Source organism: Mycolicibacterium sp. SMGY-1XX, from assembly GCF_059132455.1.
In genome coordinates, this window is the sequence record NZ_CP101139.1 from 4,359,757 (window position 1) to 4,377,825 (window position 18,069).

Consider the following 18,069-nt stretch of genomic DNA (forward strand, 5'->3'; position numbering starts at 1 on the left):
TGGTGGCATGTCCTCGACCGCAACATCTTTCGCCGCTCCGGAGGTGTCACCCAAGGAGCGGCTCGATGTGTTGTTCGAGGAGTTTGCAGAGTTGGCCGGACAGCGCAATGCGATCGACGGCCGCATCGTGGAGATCATCGCCGAGATCGACCGTGACGGACTGGCCGGTATGACCGGCGCCAAATCCATACCAGCACTGGTGGCCTGGAAACTCGGGGTCTCACCGCGCAACGCCGACATCTTCACCACCATCGCGCAACGTCTCGCCGAATTCCCCCGCTGCACGGCCATGGTGCGGCAAGGCCGGGTGTCACTGGATCAAATGGGGGTCATCGCCGAGCGCGCCGCCAACGGCTCCGATGAGCACTACGCCCAACTGATCCCCCACGCCACCGTCGAACAACTCCGCCATGCGGTGAACCTGGAATCCAAACCCACACCCACCCTCGAACCGCAACCCGAGCCGGAACCGGAGTACCAACCCGAGCCCTGGGAATCACAGCCCGCGCCCTGGGAATTGACAGCGGGATCGACGTCCGAGCCCTCACCCGAACCCCCGCCCGAACCGAGACCCGGGCCTGAGTCACGACCGGAACCGCCACGCCGGCAACCCAAGCGGTCCATCACCCACACCAGCGACGACCAGTCGGTCACCTGGCACATCACCTTGCCCCACCATGAAGCCGCAGAATTCCAGGCCGCCCTGCACTCCCACCGCGACGCCCTGGTCGCCGACTGGAAACGCGACCACGCCACCGGCACCTCCAACACCACCCCACCGTTCCCCACCCCGGTCGACGGATTCATGAGCCTGGTGCACGCCGGCTGGGACGCCGACGTCGCCGCCCGCCCACACGGACACCGCACCACCGTCGTCGTGCACCTCGACGTCAAAACCCGCACCGCCGCCCTGCATCTGGGGCCGCTGCTGTCCGACGATGACCGCCGCTACCTGCTCTGCGACGCCACCTGCGAAGTCTGGTTCGAACGCGACGGCCACCCCCTCGGCGCCGGGCGGGAAACCCGCACCATCAGCCGCCGGCTACGCCGAGCTCTGGAACACCGCGACCGCGGCACCTGCGCGGTCCCCGGCTGCGGAGCCACCCGCGGATTGCACGCTCATCACCTCATCCACTGGGAGGACGGCGGCCCCACCGAACCATCGAATCTGGTGTTGGTCTGCCCATTTCACCACCGTGCCCACCACCGCGGCCGCATCACGCTCACCGGCCCCGCCCACCAGCTCGTCGTCACCGACGCCGCCGGCCGACAACTCACCAACGCATCCCTGGCCCGACCACCCACCACACAGCCACCCAATGTCCCACCGTGCCCCGGCCCCACCGGGGAACGCGCCCAATGGTGGTGGTACACCCCATTCCAACCACCAGCAGCCAGCTGATTGCTGCACGCTAGTCGTAGATGACGGCGAGCCCGCGGCGCTCGAGGTCGGCCAATCCGTCACGCATGGCTGCGAGTTGTTCCGGGGTGTGCCCCACCCAGTCGGTGATTTCGCCGACGATGCGCACCGGTTCGCGCGTGCGGTAAGAGCGCGTCGGATTGCCCGGGAGTTTCTTGTCCGTCACGTTGGGGTCATCCTCCACGGCGCCTTCCGGCTCGACGATGTAGATCCGTCCGCGTCCCTCACCGACGGCCAACTCGGCGCCCCATACCGCGGCATCGAGGGTCTGTGTGATGTAGACGTGGTTCATGATGCGTTCCGGGTCGTAGTTGGATCGCCGGCCGGGTGTCAGAAAATCGCCCACCGCGAGATCCGCTTTGGTGCCGTGCAGATACGCGCCCGACTCGTGCACCTCAAAAGGTCTGGTCATGCCGGCGATTGTGCAACCTGAACGGGGTCTTGCCGCAAGCCCCCGGGTCTGGCTTACAGTGAGAATGGGACGACGGATCGGTTCAGCCGAGTTCGGTGGTTTCGGTGCGGGCGACCTCCCCGGTCAACATCTCGAGCGTTCCCGTGAGCACCATCATCCGGTTCAGCTGGGCGGGCCGGTGATCGAGATTCAGATGCGTTCCCGACTCGGCCGCCTGCCGGTGAATGTCGATCAATCCCGCCAGCCCCGACGAAGTGCAGTATTCCAGGCCCGAAAAATCCAGATGCAAACCGCGCAACGCCCCAGCGGGGGTGAGCAATTCGGTTACCGCGCCGAGGAGGGCACCGGTGGTGGAGAAGTCGAGGTCGCCGGAGACATGCACGGTGGCGGACCGGTGGGCGACGTCGGTGGTGATGGTCAATTTCATGCGCTGACCACCTGTTCGGCCGCCGCACCGTCGATACCCTGGTGCGCAGTCTCGAGCATGCGCCGCGCACGCGGGAAGTCCTGCAACTGTGTGGTGAGCAGGTCCAGAGCCGGATGCAGCGAAGCCGCAGGGACACCCCTGGCGGCGAGCACGTCACCGGTCCACGCGATGAACCCGGTGAAGAGATCCGGGTCATCGGTATAGAGCGCGACGGCCAGGAAGTCCACGATGTGGGCGATATCCGCAGCGGTGTGCTGGCGTTGTGCGTCGGTGTAGGCCCGCATGGCAGGGAAGCGCTCGTCGAGAGTCGCCATGGTGGCCGTCACCAGCGCAGCCGCAGTCTTGGTGACCATCGTGTACTCCTGATCGGTCAGGTGAGGAAGATCGTCGTGGGGTTGACGGATGACCGGCTTTCCGCGTGTGAGCCCTTGGCGCAGTTGAGTATCCGCGGTACGAGCGTCGGGTGCCCATGAGTCGGCCCCCAGCAGGTGAGCGTAACGCCCGTCGGTACCGAACCCGGCGCCTCCGACCAGCACAGGCACTCCGGCGGCATGGCAGGCGGCGATCGCACTGTGCGCGGTGGGCAGACGCGTCGGTATGGAGCACGACAGTGCAACGGCATCCGGCCCGTGTTGGTGCACGTGCGCCACCAGATGGGGCGTGGGCACCTGCGCCCCCAGGAATTCGACCTGCCAACCACGGAGCCGCAGGACCTCGGCAAGCAATCGGGCCGGCAGCGCATGCCATTCACCGTCGACGCACGCCACCACGAGCCGCCCAGCGCTGGGTGTGCGACTGCTCGCCGGGTGGTGCGCCAGCGCTGCGATCACCCGGTCGTTGACGGCGGTGGCAGCGTGCTCCTGCGCCACGGTGATGCGGCAGGCGGCCCACTCGGTCCCCACCTTGCTCTGCACGGGCGCAATGACGTCGAGAAGGAGCTCCTCCGGCGAGATTCCGGCCTCCGCAGCCGCGAATATCATTGCCGCCGCGGCATATTCGTCACCGCCGATGACAGCACCCCAGAGCTGGTCACGAAGCTGGGCATGCCCGGCCGTCGCGTCGATGGAGGAAGGTGTCATGCAGTGAACCGTCCCGCGGTGTGGCCGTCGACCGCACTCAGCCGGGTGCGACGCGGCGCGGTGATCGCCACAACGGCGATATCGTCGTGGGCGCGTCGGCCCAGCCACTGCGACGTCAGCATCATGATGCGCTCCACCACCGCTTCGGCGGGCATGCCGGCGCAGTGAGCCAACTCGGCAGCCAACCGATGCTCCCCGAACATCTCCGTACCCAGCGGACCGCCACGCGCCTCGGTGACCCCGTCCGTGTACAGCAGACACGTTTCACCCGGCGCCAGTGACGTCTCGAACGTCCGCGAGGTGATGTCCGGCACCACGCCGACAAGCATCCCCTGCGTATCGGCCTCTTCGACCCCACCGTTGTTGCGCACGATGAGCGGGGGCATGTGACCGGCGCTGGTCAACCTCAGCACCACCCCGCCGTCGCGCCGCGCCACGGACGCCAGCACCAGGGTGACGAAGCGCGTGCGATCGGCAGAGAGCAGCGCATTGTTCAGCAGGGTTAGGACCGCGGCGTGGTCGCCGGCCAGCGGCGCGAGCGCCTGCAAGGTGTTTCTGACTTTGCCGGTCAGCACCGCCGCCTCCACACCCTTACCGCAGACGTCGCCGAGCAGCACCAGGGTTTCGCCGTCGGCGGTTGACGCGGGGTGGACGTCGTAGAAGTCCCCGCCGACCATCTGGTGGTCGTCGGAGGCGCGGTACCCACCGGCCAGCCCGATGCCGGGTAGGCGATCAAGCTGTGGGGGCAGCAGATTTCGCATCAAGGTGCGTGTGATGGACGCCTGCTCGGTGTACAAGCGGGCCGCGGAGAGTGCCGCGCCGGCGCGCGCGGCGAACAACCGGGCGAACTGTTCGTCGGCCTCGGTCAGTGTCTCCCGCCTATCGCTGCGCAACAGCACCAGCGCTCCGGCCGGGGCACCGTGACCGGGCATCGCAGTGATCACCACGGAACCCACCCGATCGGGGCAACCCTGCGGGATGAGCCAATCCGGGAGGGTCGCAGCATCGAGCCAACGCGACGGCACGGGCGGGAATCCGTTTAACGCCTCGCTCAGCCCGGGGACTGCGGCGGGATCAGCGTCGACCCGGCTCGCCTGCGTCGTCCCGTCCGGACCGCTGTAGACCACATCGAGATGACGACCGCCGAACGGCGCCACCACCACCGCCGCATCGGCCAGGTGCTCAGCGGCCAGCGCAGCCGCCGCCTCCATGCAGCGGTCGACGTTGAGCATCGCCATCAACACCGCTGACGTCTCGTCGAGCAGCGCCGCGCGTTCCTGTTCACGGGCCAGGGCCGCCTGCGATTCTCGGAGCAGGTGGGCCGGTTCGTCGATCAGCCACCACGCGACGTCACCGCCGGGTAGACAGACCGGGCGCGCGGCCAGGAGGCGGTCCCCCACCCTCCCGGAGACCTGCGCCGGCTCTGTCGTCGAATCGATCCCGAAGAAGTGCTCGTGGGCATGCCATAGCCATGTCGGCGCATCCCATTCCAAGTTGCCGCCCACGGCAAGGGTTTTCACCAGAGCTTGCGCGGACCGGCTGAGCGCACGGACGCCACCCGAGCGGTCCACCACGATCACCGGATGCGGAATCACCGCCCACTGGTCGAGTTCGCTACCGGAGTCGACGGGAGTGCTTCGACTCACGACTCCTCCTCGGCTCGGCAGGCACGGGCGGTGCGCCGCGCCTGTGCCTCACCCTACGCGCCGACAATCCCTCCAGCGAACCCCCAACCACTCACCGTGCACCCCCGTCTGGCCCCGTCAACAGGTAAAACAGGGCTGAGAAAGGAAAGAAAACCGTCACATTTTCCACGGCCCGCACACTCTCACGCCGTAACCGCGGCCCCACAGATGCCGCACACTTCGAACTCCTGGCGCTTCCACCGCGCGACCGGCACGAAGAACACGCTGAACTGCTTGAACTCCCTGACCCGTTGCCACTGGGTGGTGTTGTGGCACCGCGGGCAGGTACGCACCTCCCCCGCGCCCAGGAGCTTCTGTTTGGTGCCGTAGCCGAAGAGGAAGAAGAACACCACTCCAGAGTAGGGACCGCCGCGTCGACGAAGTCAGGTGCGCTCCGGCGACAACACAGGTGATCACTGTCGGCCACGGAAAGTTTCTGTCCCACAACACAATCAGGCCAACAGCTGTTCGCTGTTGGCCTGATCGGTTGTCGTTGCCTACAGGTACTGGCCCAGGTTGCTCTCGGTGTCGATCGCCCGCGACGCACTCGAGCTCTTGCCGGTGACCAAGGTGCGGATGTAGACGATCCGCTCACCCTTCTTGCCCGAGATCCGCGCCCAGTCATCGGGGTTGGTGGTGTTGGGCAGGTCCTCGTTCTCGGCGAACTCGTCGACGATCGAGTCGAGCAGGTGCTGGATCCGCAGACCAGGCTGACCGGTCTCCAGCACCGACTTGATCGCGTTCTTCTTGGCGCGGTCGACGACGTTCTGGATCATGGCGCCGGAGTTGAAGTCCTTGAAGTACATGACTTCCTTGTCACCGTTGGCGTAGGTGACCTCCAGGAACCGGTTGTCGTCGATCTCGGCGTACATCCGGTCGACGACCTTCTCGATCATCGCTTTGATGGTCAGCGAGCGGTCGCCGCTGAACTCGGCGAGATCGTCGTCGTTGATCGGCAACTCGTCGGTCAGGTACTTGCTGAAGATGTCCTGCGCCGACTCGGCGTCGGGCCGTTCGATCTTGATCTTGACGTCCAGGCGGCCGGGCCGCAGGATCGCCGGGTCGATCATGTCCTCGCGGTTGGACGCGCCGATCACGATGACGTTCTCCAGGCCTTCCACACCGTCGATCTCGCTCAGCAGCTGCGGGACCACGGTGGTCTCGACATCGGAGCTGACGCCGGTGCCGCGGGTGCGGAAAATCGAGTCCATCTCGTCGAAGAAGACGATCACCGGGGTGCCCTCGGACGCCTTCTCGCGGGCCCGCTGGAAGATCAGCCGGATGTGCCGCTCGGTTTCGCCGACGAACTTGTTCAGCAGCTCCGGGCCCTTGATGTTGAGGAAGTAGGACTTCGCCTCACGGGCGTCATCCCCGCGCACCTCGGCCATCTTCTTGGCCAGCGAGTTGGCCACCGCCTTGGCGATGAGCGTCTTACCGCACCCGGGCGGGCCGTACAGCAGCACACCCTTGGGCGGCCGCAGCGCGTACTCGCGGTACAGGTCCTTGTGCAGGAACGGCAGCTCCACGGCGTCGCGGATCTGCTCGATCTGCCGGGTCAGGCCACCGATGTCGTGGTAGCTGACGTCGGGCACCTCTTCGAGCACCAGGTCCTCGACCTCGGCCTTGGGGATGCGCTCGAACGCATAACCGGCTTTGGTGTCGACCAGCAGCGAGTCGCCGGGGCGCAGCTTGCGGGGACGCAGATCCAGCTCGGCCTCCGACAGGGTGGCCGCGATCTCTTCCGGCAGATCGTCGGGCGCGATCAACGGCTCGGCGAGCCACACGATGCGTTCCTCGTCGGCGTGACCGACCACCAGGGCACGGGTGCCGTCGGCCAGGATCTCGCGCAGAGTGCTGATCTCACCGACGGCCTCGAACGTGCCGGCCTCCACGACGGTGAGCGCCTCGTTAAGCCGGACCGTCTGGCCCTGCTTGAGCGACGCCACCTCGATATTGGGCGAACACGTCAGGCGCATCTTGCGGCCGGAGGTGAAGACATCCACGGTGTCGTCCTCGTGGGTGTTCAACAGCACGCCGTAACCGCTCGGCGGCTGCCCGAGCCGGTCCACCTCCTCGCGCAGCGCGAGAAGCTGTTGGCGAGCCTCCTTGAGTGTTTCCATCAGCTTGGCGTTCCGTGCCGCCAGCGAGTCGATACGGGCCTCCAGCTGATGGACGTCGCGGGCGGTTCGCGCACCGCCCTGACCACCGGCCGTGTCGAGCTGCTCGCGCAAAATCGCCGCTTCGCGACGCAAGGCCTCCAGCTCGGCAGCATCCTCGCTGGAGAATCCCTGCGGGTTCTCCCCCGAACGCTCTGACTCACTCATGCTGCGCTCCATTCCCCGCACCGAAAGTTGGTGCGGTAACAACTTCAACGCTACCGGCGATTCAGACTTTGTGTGCGGTGTAGGAATTCGACACACCAGCAACACTGTTAGCCTCTGATCAAGAGGCGGGCCGACTGAAAGGACAGCCGTGAACCTGAAATCCCTCGCCACCGGTGTGGCAACCGCTGCCGGAGCGGTCGCCATCGTCGGCGCCGCGGCGGCAGGTGTGACTTCCCTTGCAACCGTGACGAACGCCACAGCTCCGCAGGCCAACCTGCTGTCGTGGGACGTCCCGATGCCACAGGTGCCCGCACCTGAGCTGGCGGCTCCGCTGACCCAGACCCTCAACGCGCTCGCCACCGGCGGCTCGTTCAGTGGCAATAAGGCCGCATACATCGAGGGCGGCGTCGGCCGCATCGAGGGCATCACCGCCGATCGTGCGTTCACCAATGCGCAGGCCAAGGGCCTGTTCCCGTTGACCTTCAACGTGGTGGACATCGATCTCAACGGCCCGGTGGCCACCGCGAACGTCACCGCCACCGCCGCCAACGGCGTGAGCACCACCCGCCCGGTCACCTTCATCGCCGGCAAGAGCCCTACCGGCTGGCTGGTGCAGAAGGGTTCGGCACTGTCGCTGCTCGCCTCGGCGGGCTGACCCTGATCCGAAACGCAGTCCTGAGCGCCGCCACGATTCTCGTGGCGGCGTTCGGGCTGTTGGGGTGTAGTGACAACACCGCTGCGCCACCCTCATCGCCGCCGCCGCCCGTGACGTCCTCGGCCGTCGCACCGCAGGAGCCGCCTCAGCCCGCGGCGCTACTGGACGTTCTCACCCGGATCTCCGATCCCGCCGTACCGGGTCGCGACAAGCTGAACCTGGTCGAGGGCGCCACCGGCGCCGACGCGACCGCCCTGGACGCCTTCACCACCGCGCTGCGCGACAACCAACTCGCCCCGCTGACCTTTTCGGTGACCGGCATCGTGGCCTCCGACCGTGAACCGGGCCTGGTGAACGCCGACGTCACGATCACCGCGGCCGACCCGGAGGCGGCACCGTTCTCTTTCCCGATGGAGTTCCGGGGGGTGGACAACACCTGGCAGCTGTCGCGCCGGACCGCAGACATGCTCCTGGCGTACGGACGGTAGGGCCTGGCATGTGGATCGGTTGGCTCGAGTTCGACATCCTGCTCGGCGATGTGCATTCGCTGAAGGAGAAACGCGCGCTGGTGCGCCCCATCGTCGCCGAACTCCGCCGCCGTTTCGCCGTCTCGGCGGCCGAGACGGGCTCCGTCGATCTACATCGGCGCACGGTGATCGGAATCGCCGCCGTCGCCGGCGATCGTGCTCATGTGGTCGAGGTGCTGGACAACGCCGAACGTCTGGTGGCCGCCCGCCCGGAGATCGAGCTGCTGTCCGTCCGGCGCGGACTGTCGCGCAGCGAAGACCAGTTCTAGCCGCGCTCTACGACGGGCTGCCCCCCGAGGCGGCGGCCGACGATCAGACCTGCTGCTTGCGGCGTTTGAGCGGTGTCGGGGTGATGGTGCCCGGAGCCAGCCGCCGTGCGGAGATCAGGAACGCGGTGTGCCCGCGCATGTTGTGCTGCGGTCGCACGGCCAGGCCCACGACGTTCCAGCCGCGTTGCATGGTCTCCCATGACCGCGGCTCGGTCCAGCACTGCTGCTCGCGCAGCGCCTCGACCGTCTTCGACAGCTGGGTGACGGTGGCGACGTAGACCATCAGCACACCGCCGGGTACCAGCGCCTCGGACACGGCGTGGAGCACCTCCCACGGCGACAGCATGTCGAGCACCGCGCGATCCACCTGCGGGCCGGTGTATTCGGCCAGGTCACCGATCACCAGATTCCAGTTGGGCGGACGCTCCCCGAAGAAGGTCTCGACATTACGGATGGCGTGCACGGCGTGGTCGTCGCGCACCTCGTAGGACGTCACCTGGCCGGTCGGGCCGACCGCACGCAACAGCGAGCAGGTCAGCGCGCCGGAGCCCGCGCCCGCCTCGAGCACGTGCGCGCCCGGGAAGATGTCCCCCTCGTGCACGATCTGCGCCGCGTCCTTGGGATAGATGACCTGCGCACCGCGCGGCATCGACAGCACATAGTCGATGAGCAGCGGGCGCAGCACCAGGAACTGATCACCGTTGGTGGACTTGACCACGCTGCCCTCGGGTACGCCGATCACCGAGTCGTGCGGGATCGCGCCGCGGTGGGTGTGGAACTCGGCGCCCGGCGCCAACACCATCGTGTAGTGCCTGCCCTTGGCGTCGGTGAGCTGCACGCGGTCACCTTCGGTGAACGGTCCCGTCAACGACACAGTGCGCCCTCTTCCACAACCACCGAACAACCCTGCCAAATATGTCTGAGCCCGTGCATAAGCTGCCAAGTATGGCCGAGACAGTCCCCAGGGTGCCCGAACGGGTGGCATCTCGACCTGCCCTGTCGCCGTCACGGGCCGCCGACTTCAAGCAGTGCCCCTTGCTGTACCGGTTCCGGGCCATCGACCGGCTGCCCGAGCCGTCGTCACCCGCGCAGCTACGCGGCTCGGTGGTGCACGCCGCCCTCGAACAGCTCTACAGCCTGCCCGCCGCCCAACGCGGTCAGGACACCGCCCTGGGGCTGCTGGCGCCGGCCTGGAACCGGATTGCCGCCGAGGAGCCGGGCCTTGCCGAACAGGTGGCTCCCGAACAGCGGGAGCAGTTGCTCGCCGAGGCGGCCAAGCTGCTGTCGGGCTACTACCGGCTCGAGGACCCCACCGGCTTCGACCCCCAGAGCTGCGAACAGCGCGTGGAAGTGGAGCTCGCCGACGGCACACTGCTGCGGGGTTTCGTCGACCGCATCGACGTCGCGGCCACCGGTGAGGTGCGGGTGGTGGACTACAAGACCGGCAAGGCACCGCCGGAGGCGCGGGCCCTGGCCGAATTCAAGGCGCTGTTCCAGATGAAGTTCTACGCGGTGGCCCTGCTGCGCTCACGGGGAATCCTGCCCACGCGGCTGCGGCTGATCTACCTCGCCGATGGTCAGCTGCTGGATTACGCACCAGACCTCGAGGAACTCGAGCGCTTCGAGAAGACGCTGGTGGCCATCTGGCGGGCCATCCAATCTGCGGGCGCCACAGGCGATTTCCGCACCAATCGAAGCCCCCTGTGCAACTGGTGCGCCCATCAGAGTCTGTGCCCGGAGTTCGGCGGTACCCCACCGCCGTATCCGGGTTGGCCGCAGCATCCGGCAGGCTCAGCAGCGTGACGGATTGTTATTACCGGCGGTTGCCCGGAGATGTGTACGACTCGACGGACCTGACCCGCAGCAACTGGACACCGGAAATCCAGCACGGTTCGCCACCGCTGGCGCTACTCACCAAGCTCATCGAAGAGCAGCTGGACCCGGCGGCGCTGCGTATCGGCCGGCTCAGCTTGGACATCCTCGGCGCCATTCCGGTGGCGCCGCTGCGGGTACGGACGTGGGTGGAGCGGCCGGGACGGCGGATCTCGCTGCTGGCCGCGGAGATGACACCGGTCGACGACACACGCCCGGTCGCCCGGGTCTCGGCGTGGGCCCTGGCGGTCAGCGACACCGCCGACGCGGTCACCGACAGGCATCCTCCGCTGGTCGAGGGTCCGCTGGTGCCGCTGCCCGACGGCTGGTGGAACGCCGCCGGTTATCTCGAGTCCGTCGATTTCCGCCGCCAGCAGGACGATTCGGGCTCGCGGGTGTTCTGGCTGACGCCGAAGGTTTCGTTGGTCGATGACGAGCCCACGACGGCACTGCAGCGGCTGACCATGGTGGTGGACTCCGCCAACGGGGTGGGCTCGGCGCTGGATCCGCGGCAGTACGTGTTCATGAACACCGACACAGTGGTGCACCTGCATCGACTGCCCACCGGGGACGACTTCGCCTTACGGGCTCGAGGATCCATCGGGCCCGACGGAATCGGGGTCACCACCGCCGAGGTGTACGACCGCGGCGGCTTCCTCGGGACCTCCGCGCAGACCCTGCTGGTGCAGCGCCAGTGAGCGTTCTGCTCGAGCAGTTCGATCTCGTGTGGGCGCTGGCGCAGTTGCATCTCGACGCGCTCGTCGAGGACGACTTCCTGTGGGAGCCGGCCGGCGTGGTGTGGACGGTGCACCGCGGAGGCGACGGTTTGTGGCGCCCCGATTTCTCCGAGGCCGAGCTCGATCCCGTTCCGGTGCCCACCGTCGCCTGGCTCACCTGGCACATCGACTGGTGGTGGACAACGGCGTTGGCGCACGCTTCCGGTGAGGTGGTTCCCGGCCGCGCCGAGGTGTTCTGGGCGGGAACCGGAGTTGCTGCTGTGGCGCGGCTGCGTGAGCTGGCCGCCGCCTGGCGGTCGGTGCTGAGCGACGCCGATCTGAGCCGGTCGGTGCCTTACCCGTGGGATCCGCCGAAGACGCTGGCGCACACCGCGTCCTGGTTGAATGTCGAGCTGACGAAGAATGTCGCCGAACTGGGCCAGTTACGCCTGATCCGGGCCGCGGGCTGAGCTCACCGGGAAGTCGCTGCGCGCCAAACCCATTCCGCGAGTTCGGTGCAGTACTGGTCGTCGATCGCTTCGCCGGTGAACAGCACGCGCATGTTGATGGGCGCGAAGAGCATTTCCAGGGCCATCCGCACTTCGATGTCGTCGGACACTTCACCGCGACGGCGAGCCCGCTCGAAGATCTCACTGAGAGCACGGGTCCCGAACGACCAGGCGTCCTGGCGGATCGATGTTCTCGGGTAGTCGAGGTTGGTGATGACATGGGCCCGCAGCAGTCGACGCCCGTGGTCGGTCGCCAGGTAAGCAGCCATCTCGGACGCCAGCTGAGCCAGATCGTCGCGCAGCGCACCGGTATCGGGTAACGAGATGGCCCTGGTGGGTGCGTGCAGGAGAGCTTCCAGAACGACGCTTTCTTCGTCATCCCAGTACCGCCACACCACTTCTCGGGCGATACCGTGCCGGTCCGCCATGGCGGCGAGGTTGAAACGATCGATCCCCCAGCGGCTCAACTCGTCATGTGCCGCAGCGAGTATGCGCTTTCGCTCGCCGTCAGTGTCGTCGTCAGTGTCGTCGTCGATGCCGTCGTCGATACCGTCGTCGATGTCGTGGTCATTGCCGTCTGCTGGCATCGGAACCCCCCAGTCCGTCCCCTTCGCCGTCATGGTAACGGCAGTTGGTTGCGACTGGAACCACTTTGCCAGGACTGCTATGCCAGCGGTTTCATCTCCTCCAACATGGTCGGCACCAGCTCGCTGACCGTCGGGTGAATGTGCACGGTGTGGGTCAGCGTGGTGTACGGCGCCTTGGCGGACATGGTGTCGAGGATGCCGTGGATCACCTCGTCACCGCCGACACCCAGAATGGCCGCGCCCAGAATCTCTTTGGTCTCCGCGTCGACGACCACCTTCATGAAGCCCTGCGTCTCGCCCTTTTCCACCGCGCGTCCCACCCGCGTCATGGGACGCTTGCCCACCAGAGCTTTTCGGCCGGACTCGCGCACCTGCGCGACCGTCATCCCGGCCCGGCCCAGCGGCGGGTCGATGTACAGCGCGTAGGTGGGAATGCGGTCGCTGACGCGCCGTGGCTCGTTGTCCAGCAAGTTGGCCGCGACGATCTCGAAATCGTTGTACGAAGTGTGGGTGAAGGCGCCTTTGCCGTTGCAGTCCCCCATCGCCCAGATGTGTTCGACGCTGGTGCGCAGCTGGTCATCGACCACGATGTAACCGCGGCCGTCGGTGTCCACCCCGGCCGCCTCCAGTCCGAGGTCGTCGGTGTTGGGCGTGCGACCGGTCGCCACGAGAAGGTGTGACCCCGTGACCGTGGGGCCGTCGGCACTGGTGTGCACCGAGATGTTCTGGCCGTCCGCGCTGACCCGGATGTCATCGGCACCCAGATGGATTGTGATGCCGTCCTTTTCGAGGATCTCCTTGATGGCGGCGCAGACGTCGTCGTCCTCGCGGGAAGCCAGCCGCCGGCCGCGTTCGATGACGGTGACCTCGGCACCGAAACGGCGGTACATCTGCGCGAACTCCAGCCCGATGTAGCTGCCGCCGATGATGACCAGATGCTCGGGCACCGAATCCAGTTCCAGGACACCGACATTGGTCATGTAGTCCACGTCGTCGAGGCCAGGGATCGCGGGGGCCACCGCGCGGCCGCCGACGTTGAGGAATATCCGGTCGGCGGAGAGCACCTGATCGTCGACCTGCAGGGTGTGCGAGTCGATGAACCGGGCGTGGCCGCGGATCAGCGTGCAGCCCGGCATGCCTTCGAGCCAGCCTTCGACACCCTCACGGTCACCCCGGACAATGCCGTCCTTGCGGGCCTTGACCTTGGTCATGTCGACGGTGACGTCGCCGGTGCCGATCCCGTAATCGGCGCTGCGCCGCGCGATGTGGGCCGCGTGCGCACTGGCGACCAGCGTCTTGGTGGGAATGCAGCCGTAGTTGACACAGGTACCGCCGACGAGCTTGCGCTCGATCACCGCGACGGTCTGACCTGCCGCGGTCAGGCGCCCGGCAAGCGGCGGGCCGGCCTGTCCCGCACCGACCACGATGGCGTCGAAATGTGTTGTCATGGCTCTACAGAACCGATGCCAGCGCCACGATGCCGAAGCCGCCGACGACGGCCACGACGTCTTCGACCAGCGCCGCGGGAAGGTCCTTACCCGCCTTACCGGCCAGCCAGCCGCGGGCCGCCGCGCCGCCCAGGGTGCCCAGCACGGCGCCAACCACGCCGGCGCCGAGACCACCGAAGGTGTACCCCCACGCGGTACCGATGACGGCACCCGCGAACCCACCACTGATCAGCCGCGCGGCGAACTGCGGCGGCACTTTGCGGCTGGGGGTCTTGGGCAGCTGGTCGGTGATCAGCTCACCCACCAGCAGCAGCGTGAAGACACCGACGGTGATCGGGTGTGCCACCCACTGCGCCCACGTGCCGTCGAGGTTGATCCACCCCAGGAACCCGCCCCAGGCCACCACGGCGGGCGGGGTGAGAGCGCGCAGACCGGCGATGACACCGATCAACAGCGCAACCAGCAGAACGAGAACGTGCGTCATACGACCCTCCCGACCGGTGTCACGACCACCCGGACGCTAACACGGCAAACGGGGCCGCACCGGCTGAAACCGGTGGCGACGCGGCCGGGTGAGCTCAGAAGCGGCAGAACCGGATGTCGGAGGCCAGGATCGCCTTGGCGCCGATGGCCGCGAGTTCGTCCATGATGGCGTTGACGTCGCGGCGCGGGACCAGGGCGCGCACGGCCACCCAGTCCGGATCGGCCAGCGGTGCGATGGTGGGTGACTCCAGACCCGGGGTGACCGCGGTGGCCTGGTCGATCAGCGCACGCGGGCAGTCGTAGTCGAGCATCAGGTACTGCTGGCCGAACACCACCCCCTGCACTCGGGCGGCCAGCTGGTCGCGGGCCCGATCGGATTCTGGTCCCGCCCGCTCGATCAGCACCGCCTCGGAATCACACAGCGGTTCACCGAACGCAACCAGGCCGTGCTGGCGCAGGGTACGTCCCGAACCCACCACGTCGGCGATGGCATCCGCGACGCCGAGCTGGATCGAGATCTCCACCGCCCCGTCGAGGCGGATCACGGTCGCCTCGATGCCCTTGTCGGCCAGATCTTTACGGACCAGGTTGGGGTAGGCGGTGGCGATGCGTTTGCCCGCGAGATCGGTCACCGACCACTCGCTGCCCGCCGGAGCGGCGTAACGGAACGTCGAAGACCCGAAACCGAGCGCCAGGCGCTCCTGCACCGGAGCGTCGGACTCGCGGGCCAGGTCACGGCCGGTGATTCCGAAATCCAGCTGCCCGGACCCCACATAGATGGCGATGTCCTTGGGGCGCAGGAAGAAGAACTCGACATTGTTCACCGGGTCGATGACCGTCAGGTCCTTCGGATCGGTGCGCCGCCGGTAACCGGCCTCGGACAGAATCTCGGCGGCCGATTCACTGAGTGCGCCCTTGTTGGGAACCGCCACCCGCAGCATGCCGTTCACAGTTTTCCGTACACGTCGTCGAGCGACAGGCCACGCTTGACCATGAGCACCTGCGCCCAGTAGAACAGCTGGCTGAGCTCTTCGGCCAGCGCATCATCGGGTTCGTGCTCGGCGGCCAGCCACACTTCTCCGGCCTCTTCGAGGATCTTCTTGCCGATGCTGTGCACGCCGGCGTCCAGTGCAGCGACGGTGCCACTACCTGCGGGCCGGGTGCGTGCGCGTTCACCGAGTTCGGCGAACAGTTCCTCGAAGGTCTTCACGGCCTGCGATTCTTTCACGGGGCCGCAGGCCGGCGAAAACGAGTATCAGGTGGCTGCCGGTTTCGTGTCGTGGAGCACCTCGGCGTGCATGTCCTCCAGCGAGACGCCCTTGGTCTCCATGACCCACTTCCAGACGAAGACGCCGGACAGCACCGCGCACAGGCCGTAGAAGCCGTACGCCAGGCCCAGGTGTTCACGCAGGCCGGGGAAGGTCACGGTGATCAGCCAGTTGGCCGCCCACTGCCCCGCGGCGGCCAGGCCCAGCGCGGCAGCGCGGATGCGGTTGGGGAACATCTCGCCGAGCAGCACCCAGACCACCGGGCCCCACGACATACCGAACGCCACCACGAACAGGTTCGCGGCGATCAACGCGATCACCCCGGAGGCACCGGGCAGGCTCGGAGTGCCGTCCGGGCCCACCGCGGCGTTGGCAAAGATCACCGCCATGGTGATCAGCGTGACCGCCATGCCCGTGGAACCGATCAGCAGCAGCGGCTTGCGGCCGATCTTGTCGATCAGCGCGATCGCGATCAGCGTCGTCAACACGTTGATGACGGAGGTGATCACCGTGTAGACGGCGGACTCGTCGGCGCTGAACCCGACGGCCTGCCACAACACGTTGGAGTAATAGAAGATGACGTTGATGCCGACGAACTGCTGGAAGATCGACAGCCCCAGGCCCACCCAGACGATGCCGTAGATACCGCCGGTGGGTTTGCGCAGATCCTTCCAGGACGGCTTGTCCTCGCGCTCCAGCGTCTCCTGGATGCGGTGGATGGTGATCTCCAGGTTCTTCTGCCCGAGCAATGTGCTCAGCACCCGGCGGGCCTCCGGGATCTTGTGGCTGGCAACCAGATAGCGCGGCGATTCCGGGATGGTGAACGCCAGAGCGCCGTAGAGCACCGCGGGCACCGCCATGGCCAGGAACATCCAGCGCCAGGCGTCGAGTCCCAGCCACAGTGGTTCGTTCGGCCCACCGGCGGCCCACTGCAGCAGCCAGTTGACGGCGAAGGACAAGAAGATGCCGGACACGATGGCCAGCTGTTGTAGTGACCCCAGCCGGCCGCGGATGGACGGCGGCGACGTCTCGGCGATGTACGCCGGCGCGATGACCGAGGCCACGCCGACACCGATACCGCCGACGATCCGGAACACCACCACAGTCCAGACTTCGTGCGCGAAACCGGTACCGAAGGCGCTGATCAAGAACAGCACGGCGGCGATTTTCATCACCGAGATACGGCCGATCTTGTCAGCGAGCCGGCCGGCGGTCATGGCGCCGGCGGCAGCGCCGAGCAGGGCCGAGGCGACAGCGAAGCCGAGTTCGGTGTTGCCGATGCCGAAGTCTTCCTGGATGGAGTCCACCGCGCCGTTGATGACGGCACTGTCATAACCGAACAACAGGCCACCCAGGGCAGCGACAGACGCTATTCGGACAGCGGTCTTGCCCGACGAGAAGTCCGCGTCGGTGATGGCCGACGGAGTGTTGTCTATGGGACCGCCGTGACCAGCCATGACACAACCTTCTTTCCGCAACGCTGCGCAACGTGTGTTACCACACGATGGCACAGTCAAACCGCGAAATTGGGCGTATCGGCCAGCGGAGTTCGGCGCTCAGGCGGTGCGTTCGCCGAGTTGGGTCTCCAGCTGTTCGTGCACGGCGCGTAACCCGCCGACACCCAGGTCTTTCAGCGAACTCACGTGCTTGCGCCGCGGGCTCAGGGGAACCTCGACCTCATTGGGTACCACCAGCACCGGGCATCCCGCCGTCTCGGCGGACAGCGTTCCCGTCACCGAGTCCTCGACCGCCAGGCACTCTCGGGTGTCGAACCCGAGCAGTTCGGCCGCCCGCATGTAGATATCGGGGGCCGGTTTGCCGTGCGGAACTTCGTCGCCACACACCGTGACCGTAAAGAACTGGCGGCCAATGCTGTTCAACGCCTTCTCGGCCAGGTCGCGATAGGTGTTGGTCACCAAGGCCATCGGCACGTCGGCAGCCCGCAGTTCCTCGAGCAGCTCGCGGGCACCGTCGCGCCACGGCAGGCCGGAGGCGAACAGCTCACCGGTGTAGTTGAACAGCCAGTCCATGGATTCCGTCATGGCGGCCGGGTCGGGCTCGAGTCCCAGATCGTCGTAGACGATGCGGATGACGCCCGCTCCGGAACCACCGATGGTCGACTCGCGCACCTCGGGGGTCAGCACCCCGCCCATCCGCTCGTAGAGCGCGTGCATCGAAATGTCCCAGAGCTTTTCGGAGTCGACCAGTGTGCCATCCATGTCCCAGAGCACTGCACGCATGGCCACCATTGTTTCATTGCCGGACCGGTGACGACCGTGGTGTCATCGCCGTTCCGGTGACCGTGGCCACAGGCAACATCGTCACGCGCGTTCGTCGACCATCTGATCACGTTGGGCGCCAACGACATCCGTCCTCCCTCCGGCAACC

21 protein-coding genes are annotated in these 18,069 nt (G+C 66.8%); 7 read left to right on the forward strand and 14 right to left on the reverse strand.

Features of this window, described 5'->3' with window-relative positions; genetic code table 11:
- Positions 1 to 7 precede the first annotated feature (7 nt).
- Positions 8 to 1,402: an HNH endonuclease signature motif containing protein gene (locus NL241_RS21025; protein WP_494394938.1), complete on the forward strand. Its 1,395-nt coding sequence runs from the start codon at positions 8 to 10 to the stop codon at positions 1,400 to 1,402.
- A 10-nt stretch (positions 1,403 to 1,412) separates the two neighbouring features.
- On the opposite strand, the gene arr is transcribed toward NL241_RS21025, so the two are convergent.
- The 6 genes from arr to arc all read right to left on the reverse strand — a co-directional run bounded on the left by arr (position 1,413) and on the right by arc (position 7,347).
- On the reverse strand, positions 1,413 to 1,832 hold the full coding sequence (arr, locus tag NL241_RS21030; protein ID WP_494394939.1) for an NAD(+)--rifampin ADP-ribosyltransferase: 420 nt from the start codon (positions 1,830 to 1,832) through the stop codon (positions 1,413 to 1,415).
- Positions 1,833 to 1,914: 82 nt separating this feature from the next.
- Positions 1,915 to 2,259, reverse strand: coding sequence for an STAS domain-containing protein (locus NL241_RS21035; RefSeq protein WP_494394940.1), 345 nt, complete (start codon positions 2,257 to 2,259; stop codon positions 1,915 to 1,917).
- Complete coding sequence (locus NL241_RS21040) at positions 2,256 to 3,338, reverse strand: cobalamin B12-binding domain-containing protein (RefSeq protein WP_494394941.1); 1,083 nt, start codon at positions 3,336 to 3,338, stop codon at positions 2,256 to 2,258. Before NL241_RS21040 ends, NL241_RS21035 begins: the two co-directional genes overlap by 4 nt.
- Complete coding sequence (locus NL241_RS21045; RefSeq protein ID WP_494394942.1) at positions 3,335 to 4,984, reverse strand: PP2C family protein-serine/threonine phosphatase; 1,650 nt, start codon at positions 4,982 to 4,984, stop codon at positions 3,335 to 3,337. The genes NL241_RS21040 and NL241_RS21045 overlap by 4 nt, the downstream gene beginning before the upstream one ends.
- 182 nt (positions 4,985 to 5,166) lie before the next feature.
- A complete protein-coding gene (locus NL241_RS21050; protein WP_494394943.1) occupies positions 5,167 to 5,373 on the reverse strand; it encodes a zinc-ribbon domain-containing protein in 207 nt (68 codons plus the stop codon).
- A 147-nt stretch (positions 5,374 to 5,520) separates the two neighbouring features.
- Entirely contained in the window at positions 5,521 to 7,347 is a 1,827-nt protein-coding gene (arc, locus tag NL241_RS21055; RefSeq protein ID WP_487694921.1) for a proteasome ATPase, read from the reverse strand.
- Positions 7,348 to 7,495: 148 nt separating this feature from the next.
- On the opposite strand from arc, the gene NL241_RS21060 reads away from it, so the two are divergent.
- Genes NL241_RS21060 through NL241_RS21070 form a run of 3 tightly spaced genes read left to right on the forward strand, consistent with a single transcriptional unit; the run spans position 7,496 to position 8,798 of the window.
- A complete protein-coding gene (locus tag NL241_RS21060) occupies positions 7,496 to 8,002 on the forward strand; it encodes an MTB12 family secreted protein (protein ID WP_487694922.1) in 507 nt (168 codons plus the stop codon).
- Positions 8,003 to 8,022: 20 nt separating this feature from the next.
- On the forward strand, positions 8,023 to 8,490 hold the full coding sequence (gene lppK / locus NL241_RS21065; RefSeq protein ID WP_494398354.1) for a lipoprotein LppK: 468 nt from the start codon (positions 8,023 to 8,025) through the stop codon (positions 8,488 to 8,490).
- Between the two features lie 8 nt (positions 8,491 to 8,498).
- Positions 8,499 to 8,798 (forward strand): DUF503 domain-containing protein, encoded by a 300-nt coding sequence (locus tag NL241_RS21070; protein ID WP_487694923.1) that lies wholly within the window; start codon positions 8,499 to 8,501, stop codon positions 8,796 to 8,798.
- A 43-nt stretch (positions 8,799 to 8,841) separates the two neighbouring features.
- Here NL241_RS21070 and NL241_RS21075 read toward each other — a convergent pair whose 3' ends face one another.
- Positions 8,842 to 9,672, reverse strand: coding sequence for a tRNA (adenine-N1)-methyltransferase (locus tag NL241_RS21075; RefSeq protein ID WP_487694925.1), 831 nt, complete (start codon positions 9,670 to 9,672; stop codon positions 8,842 to 8,844).
- Between the two features lie 71 nt (positions 9,673 to 9,743).
- On the opposite strand from NL241_RS21075, the gene NL241_RS21080 reads away from it, so the two are divergent.
- From NL241_RS21080 to NL241_RS21090, 3 genes are read left to right on the forward strand one after another with little or no spacing between them, the layout of a single operon-like run.
- On the forward strand, positions 9,744 to 10,601 hold the full coding sequence (locus tag NL241_RS21080) for a RecB family exonuclease (protein WP_494394944.1): 858 nt from the start codon (positions 9,744 to 9,746) through the stop codon (positions 10,599 to 10,601).
- Entirely contained in the window at positions 10,598 to 11,368 is a 771-nt protein-coding gene (locus NL241_RS21085) for a thioesterase family protein (RefSeq protein ID WP_494394945.1), read from the forward strand. Before NL241_RS21080 ends, NL241_RS21085 begins: the two co-directional genes overlap by 4 nt.
- The gene (locus tag NL241_RS21090) at positions 11,365 to 11,856 is read left to right on the forward strand and encodes a DinB family protein (protein WP_487694929.1); all 492 of its coding nucleotides are present in this window, start codon (positions 11,365 to 11,367) and stop codon (positions 11,854 to 11,856) included. The genes NL241_RS21085 and NL241_RS21090 overlap by 4 nt, the downstream gene beginning before the upstream one ends.
- 2 nt (positions 11,857 to 11,858) lie before the next feature.
- On the opposite strand, the gene NL241_RS21095 is transcribed toward NL241_RS21090, so the two are convergent.
- The 7 genes from NL241_RS21095 to NL241_RS21125 all read right to left on the reverse strand — a co-directional run bounded on the left by NL241_RS21095 (position 11,859) and on the right by NL241_RS21125 (position 17,921).
- Positions 11,859 to 12,482, reverse strand: coding sequence for a TetR-like C-terminal domain-containing protein (locus NL241_RS21095; protein ID WP_494394946.1), 624 nt, complete (start codon positions 12,480 to 12,482; stop codon positions 11,859 to 11,861).
- Between the two features lie 77 nt (positions 12,483 to 12,559).
- Positions 12,560 to 13,930 (reverse strand): FAD-containing oxidoreductase, encoded by a 1,371-nt coding sequence (locus NL241_RS21100; protein WP_494394947.1) that lies wholly within the window; start codon positions 13,928 to 13,930, stop codon positions 12,560 to 12,562.
- A 4-nt stretch (positions 13,931 to 13,934) separates the two neighbouring features.
- Positions 13,935 to 14,414, reverse strand: a complete 480-nt coding sequence (locus NL241_RS21105) for a DUF4126 domain-containing protein (protein WP_487694932.1) — start codon at positions 14,412 to 14,414, stop codon at positions 13,935 to 13,937.
- 94 nt (positions 14,415 to 14,508) lie between these two features.
- Positions 14,509 to 15,354 carry an ATP phosphoribosyltransferase gene (gene hisG, locus NL241_RS21110; RefSeq protein ID WP_487694989.1) on the reverse strand — a complete coding sequence of 282 codons (846 nt, stop codon included), beginning with the start codon at positions 15,352 to 15,354 and terminating at the stop codon, positions 14,509 to 14,511.
- Positions 15,355 to 15,359: 5 nt separating this feature from the next.
- Complete coding sequence (locus tag NL241_RS21115) at positions 15,360 to 15,641, reverse strand: phosphoribosyl-ATP diphosphatase (RefSeq protein WP_487694934.1); 282 nt, start codon at positions 15,639 to 15,641, stop codon at positions 15,360 to 15,362.
- Between the two features lie 27 nt (positions 15,642 to 15,668).
- Positions 15,669 to 17,138, reverse strand: coding sequence for a sugar porter family MFS transporter (locus tag NL241_RS21120; RefSeq protein WP_487694936.1), 1,470 nt, complete (start codon positions 17,136 to 17,138; stop codon positions 15,669 to 15,671).
- A gap of 99 nt (positions 17,139 to 17,237) precedes the next feature.
- Positions 17,238 to 17,921 (reverse strand): HAD family hydrolase, encoded by a 684-nt coding sequence (locus tag NL241_RS21125; RefSeq protein WP_487694937.1) that lies wholly within the window; start codon positions 17,919 to 17,921, stop codon positions 17,238 to 17,240.
- Between the last annotated feature and the right edge of the window lie 148 nt (positions 17,922 to 18,069).

Bases quoted from the DNA above. Each gene is read 5' to 3' on its own strand.
- NL241_RS21025 (WP_494394938.1), top strand. From the start codon at position 8: ATGTCCTCGACCGCAACATCTTTCGCCGCTCCGGAGGTGTCACCCAAG.
- arr (WP_494394939.1), bottom strand. From the start codon at position 1,832: ATGACCAGACCTTTTGAGGTGCACGAGTCGGGCGCGTATCTGCACGGC.
- NL241_RS21035 (WP_494394940.1), bottom strand. From the start codon at position 2,259: ATGAAATTGACCATCACCACCGACGTCGCCCACCGGTCCGCCACCGTG.
- NL241_RS21040 (WP_494394941.1), bottom strand. From the start codon at position 3,338: ATGACACCTTCCTCCATCGACGCGACGGCCGGGCATGCCCAGCTTCGT.
- arc (WP_487694921.1), bottom strand. From the start codon at position 7,347: ATGAGTGAGTCAGAGCGTTCGGGGGAGAACCCGCAGGGATTCTCCAGC.
- NL241_RS21070 (WP_487694923.1), top strand. From the start codon at position 8,499: ATGTGGATCGGTTGGCTCGAGTTCGACATCCTGCTCGGCGATGTGCAT.
- NL241_RS21080 (WP_494394944.1), top strand. From the start codon at position 9,744: ATGGCCGAGACAGTCCCCAGGGTGCCCGAACGGGTGGCATCTCGACCT.
- NL241_RS21095 (WP_494394946.1), bottom strand. From the start codon at position 12,482: ATGCCAGCAGACGGCAATGACCACGACATCGACGACGGTATCGACGAC.
- NL241_RS21100 (WP_494394947.1), bottom strand. From the start codon at position 13,930: ATGACAACACATTTCGACGCCATCGTGGTCGGTGCGGGACAGGCCGGC.
- NL241_RS21105 (WP_487694932.1), bottom strand. From the start codon at position 14,414: ATGACGCACGTTCTCGTTCTGCTGGTTGCGCTGTTGATCGGTGTCATC.
- hisG (WP_487694989.1), bottom strand. From the start codon at position 15,354: ATGCTGCGGGTGGCGGTTCCCAACAAGGGCGCACTCAGTGAATCGGCC.
- NL241_RS21120 (WP_487694936.1), bottom strand. From the start codon at position 17,138: ATGGCTGGTCACGGCGGTCCCATAGACAACACTCCGTCGGCCATCACC.
- NL241_RS21125 (WP_487694937.1), bottom strand. From the start codon at position 17,921: ATGCGTGCAGTGCTCTGGGACATGGATGGCACACTGGTCGACTCCGAA.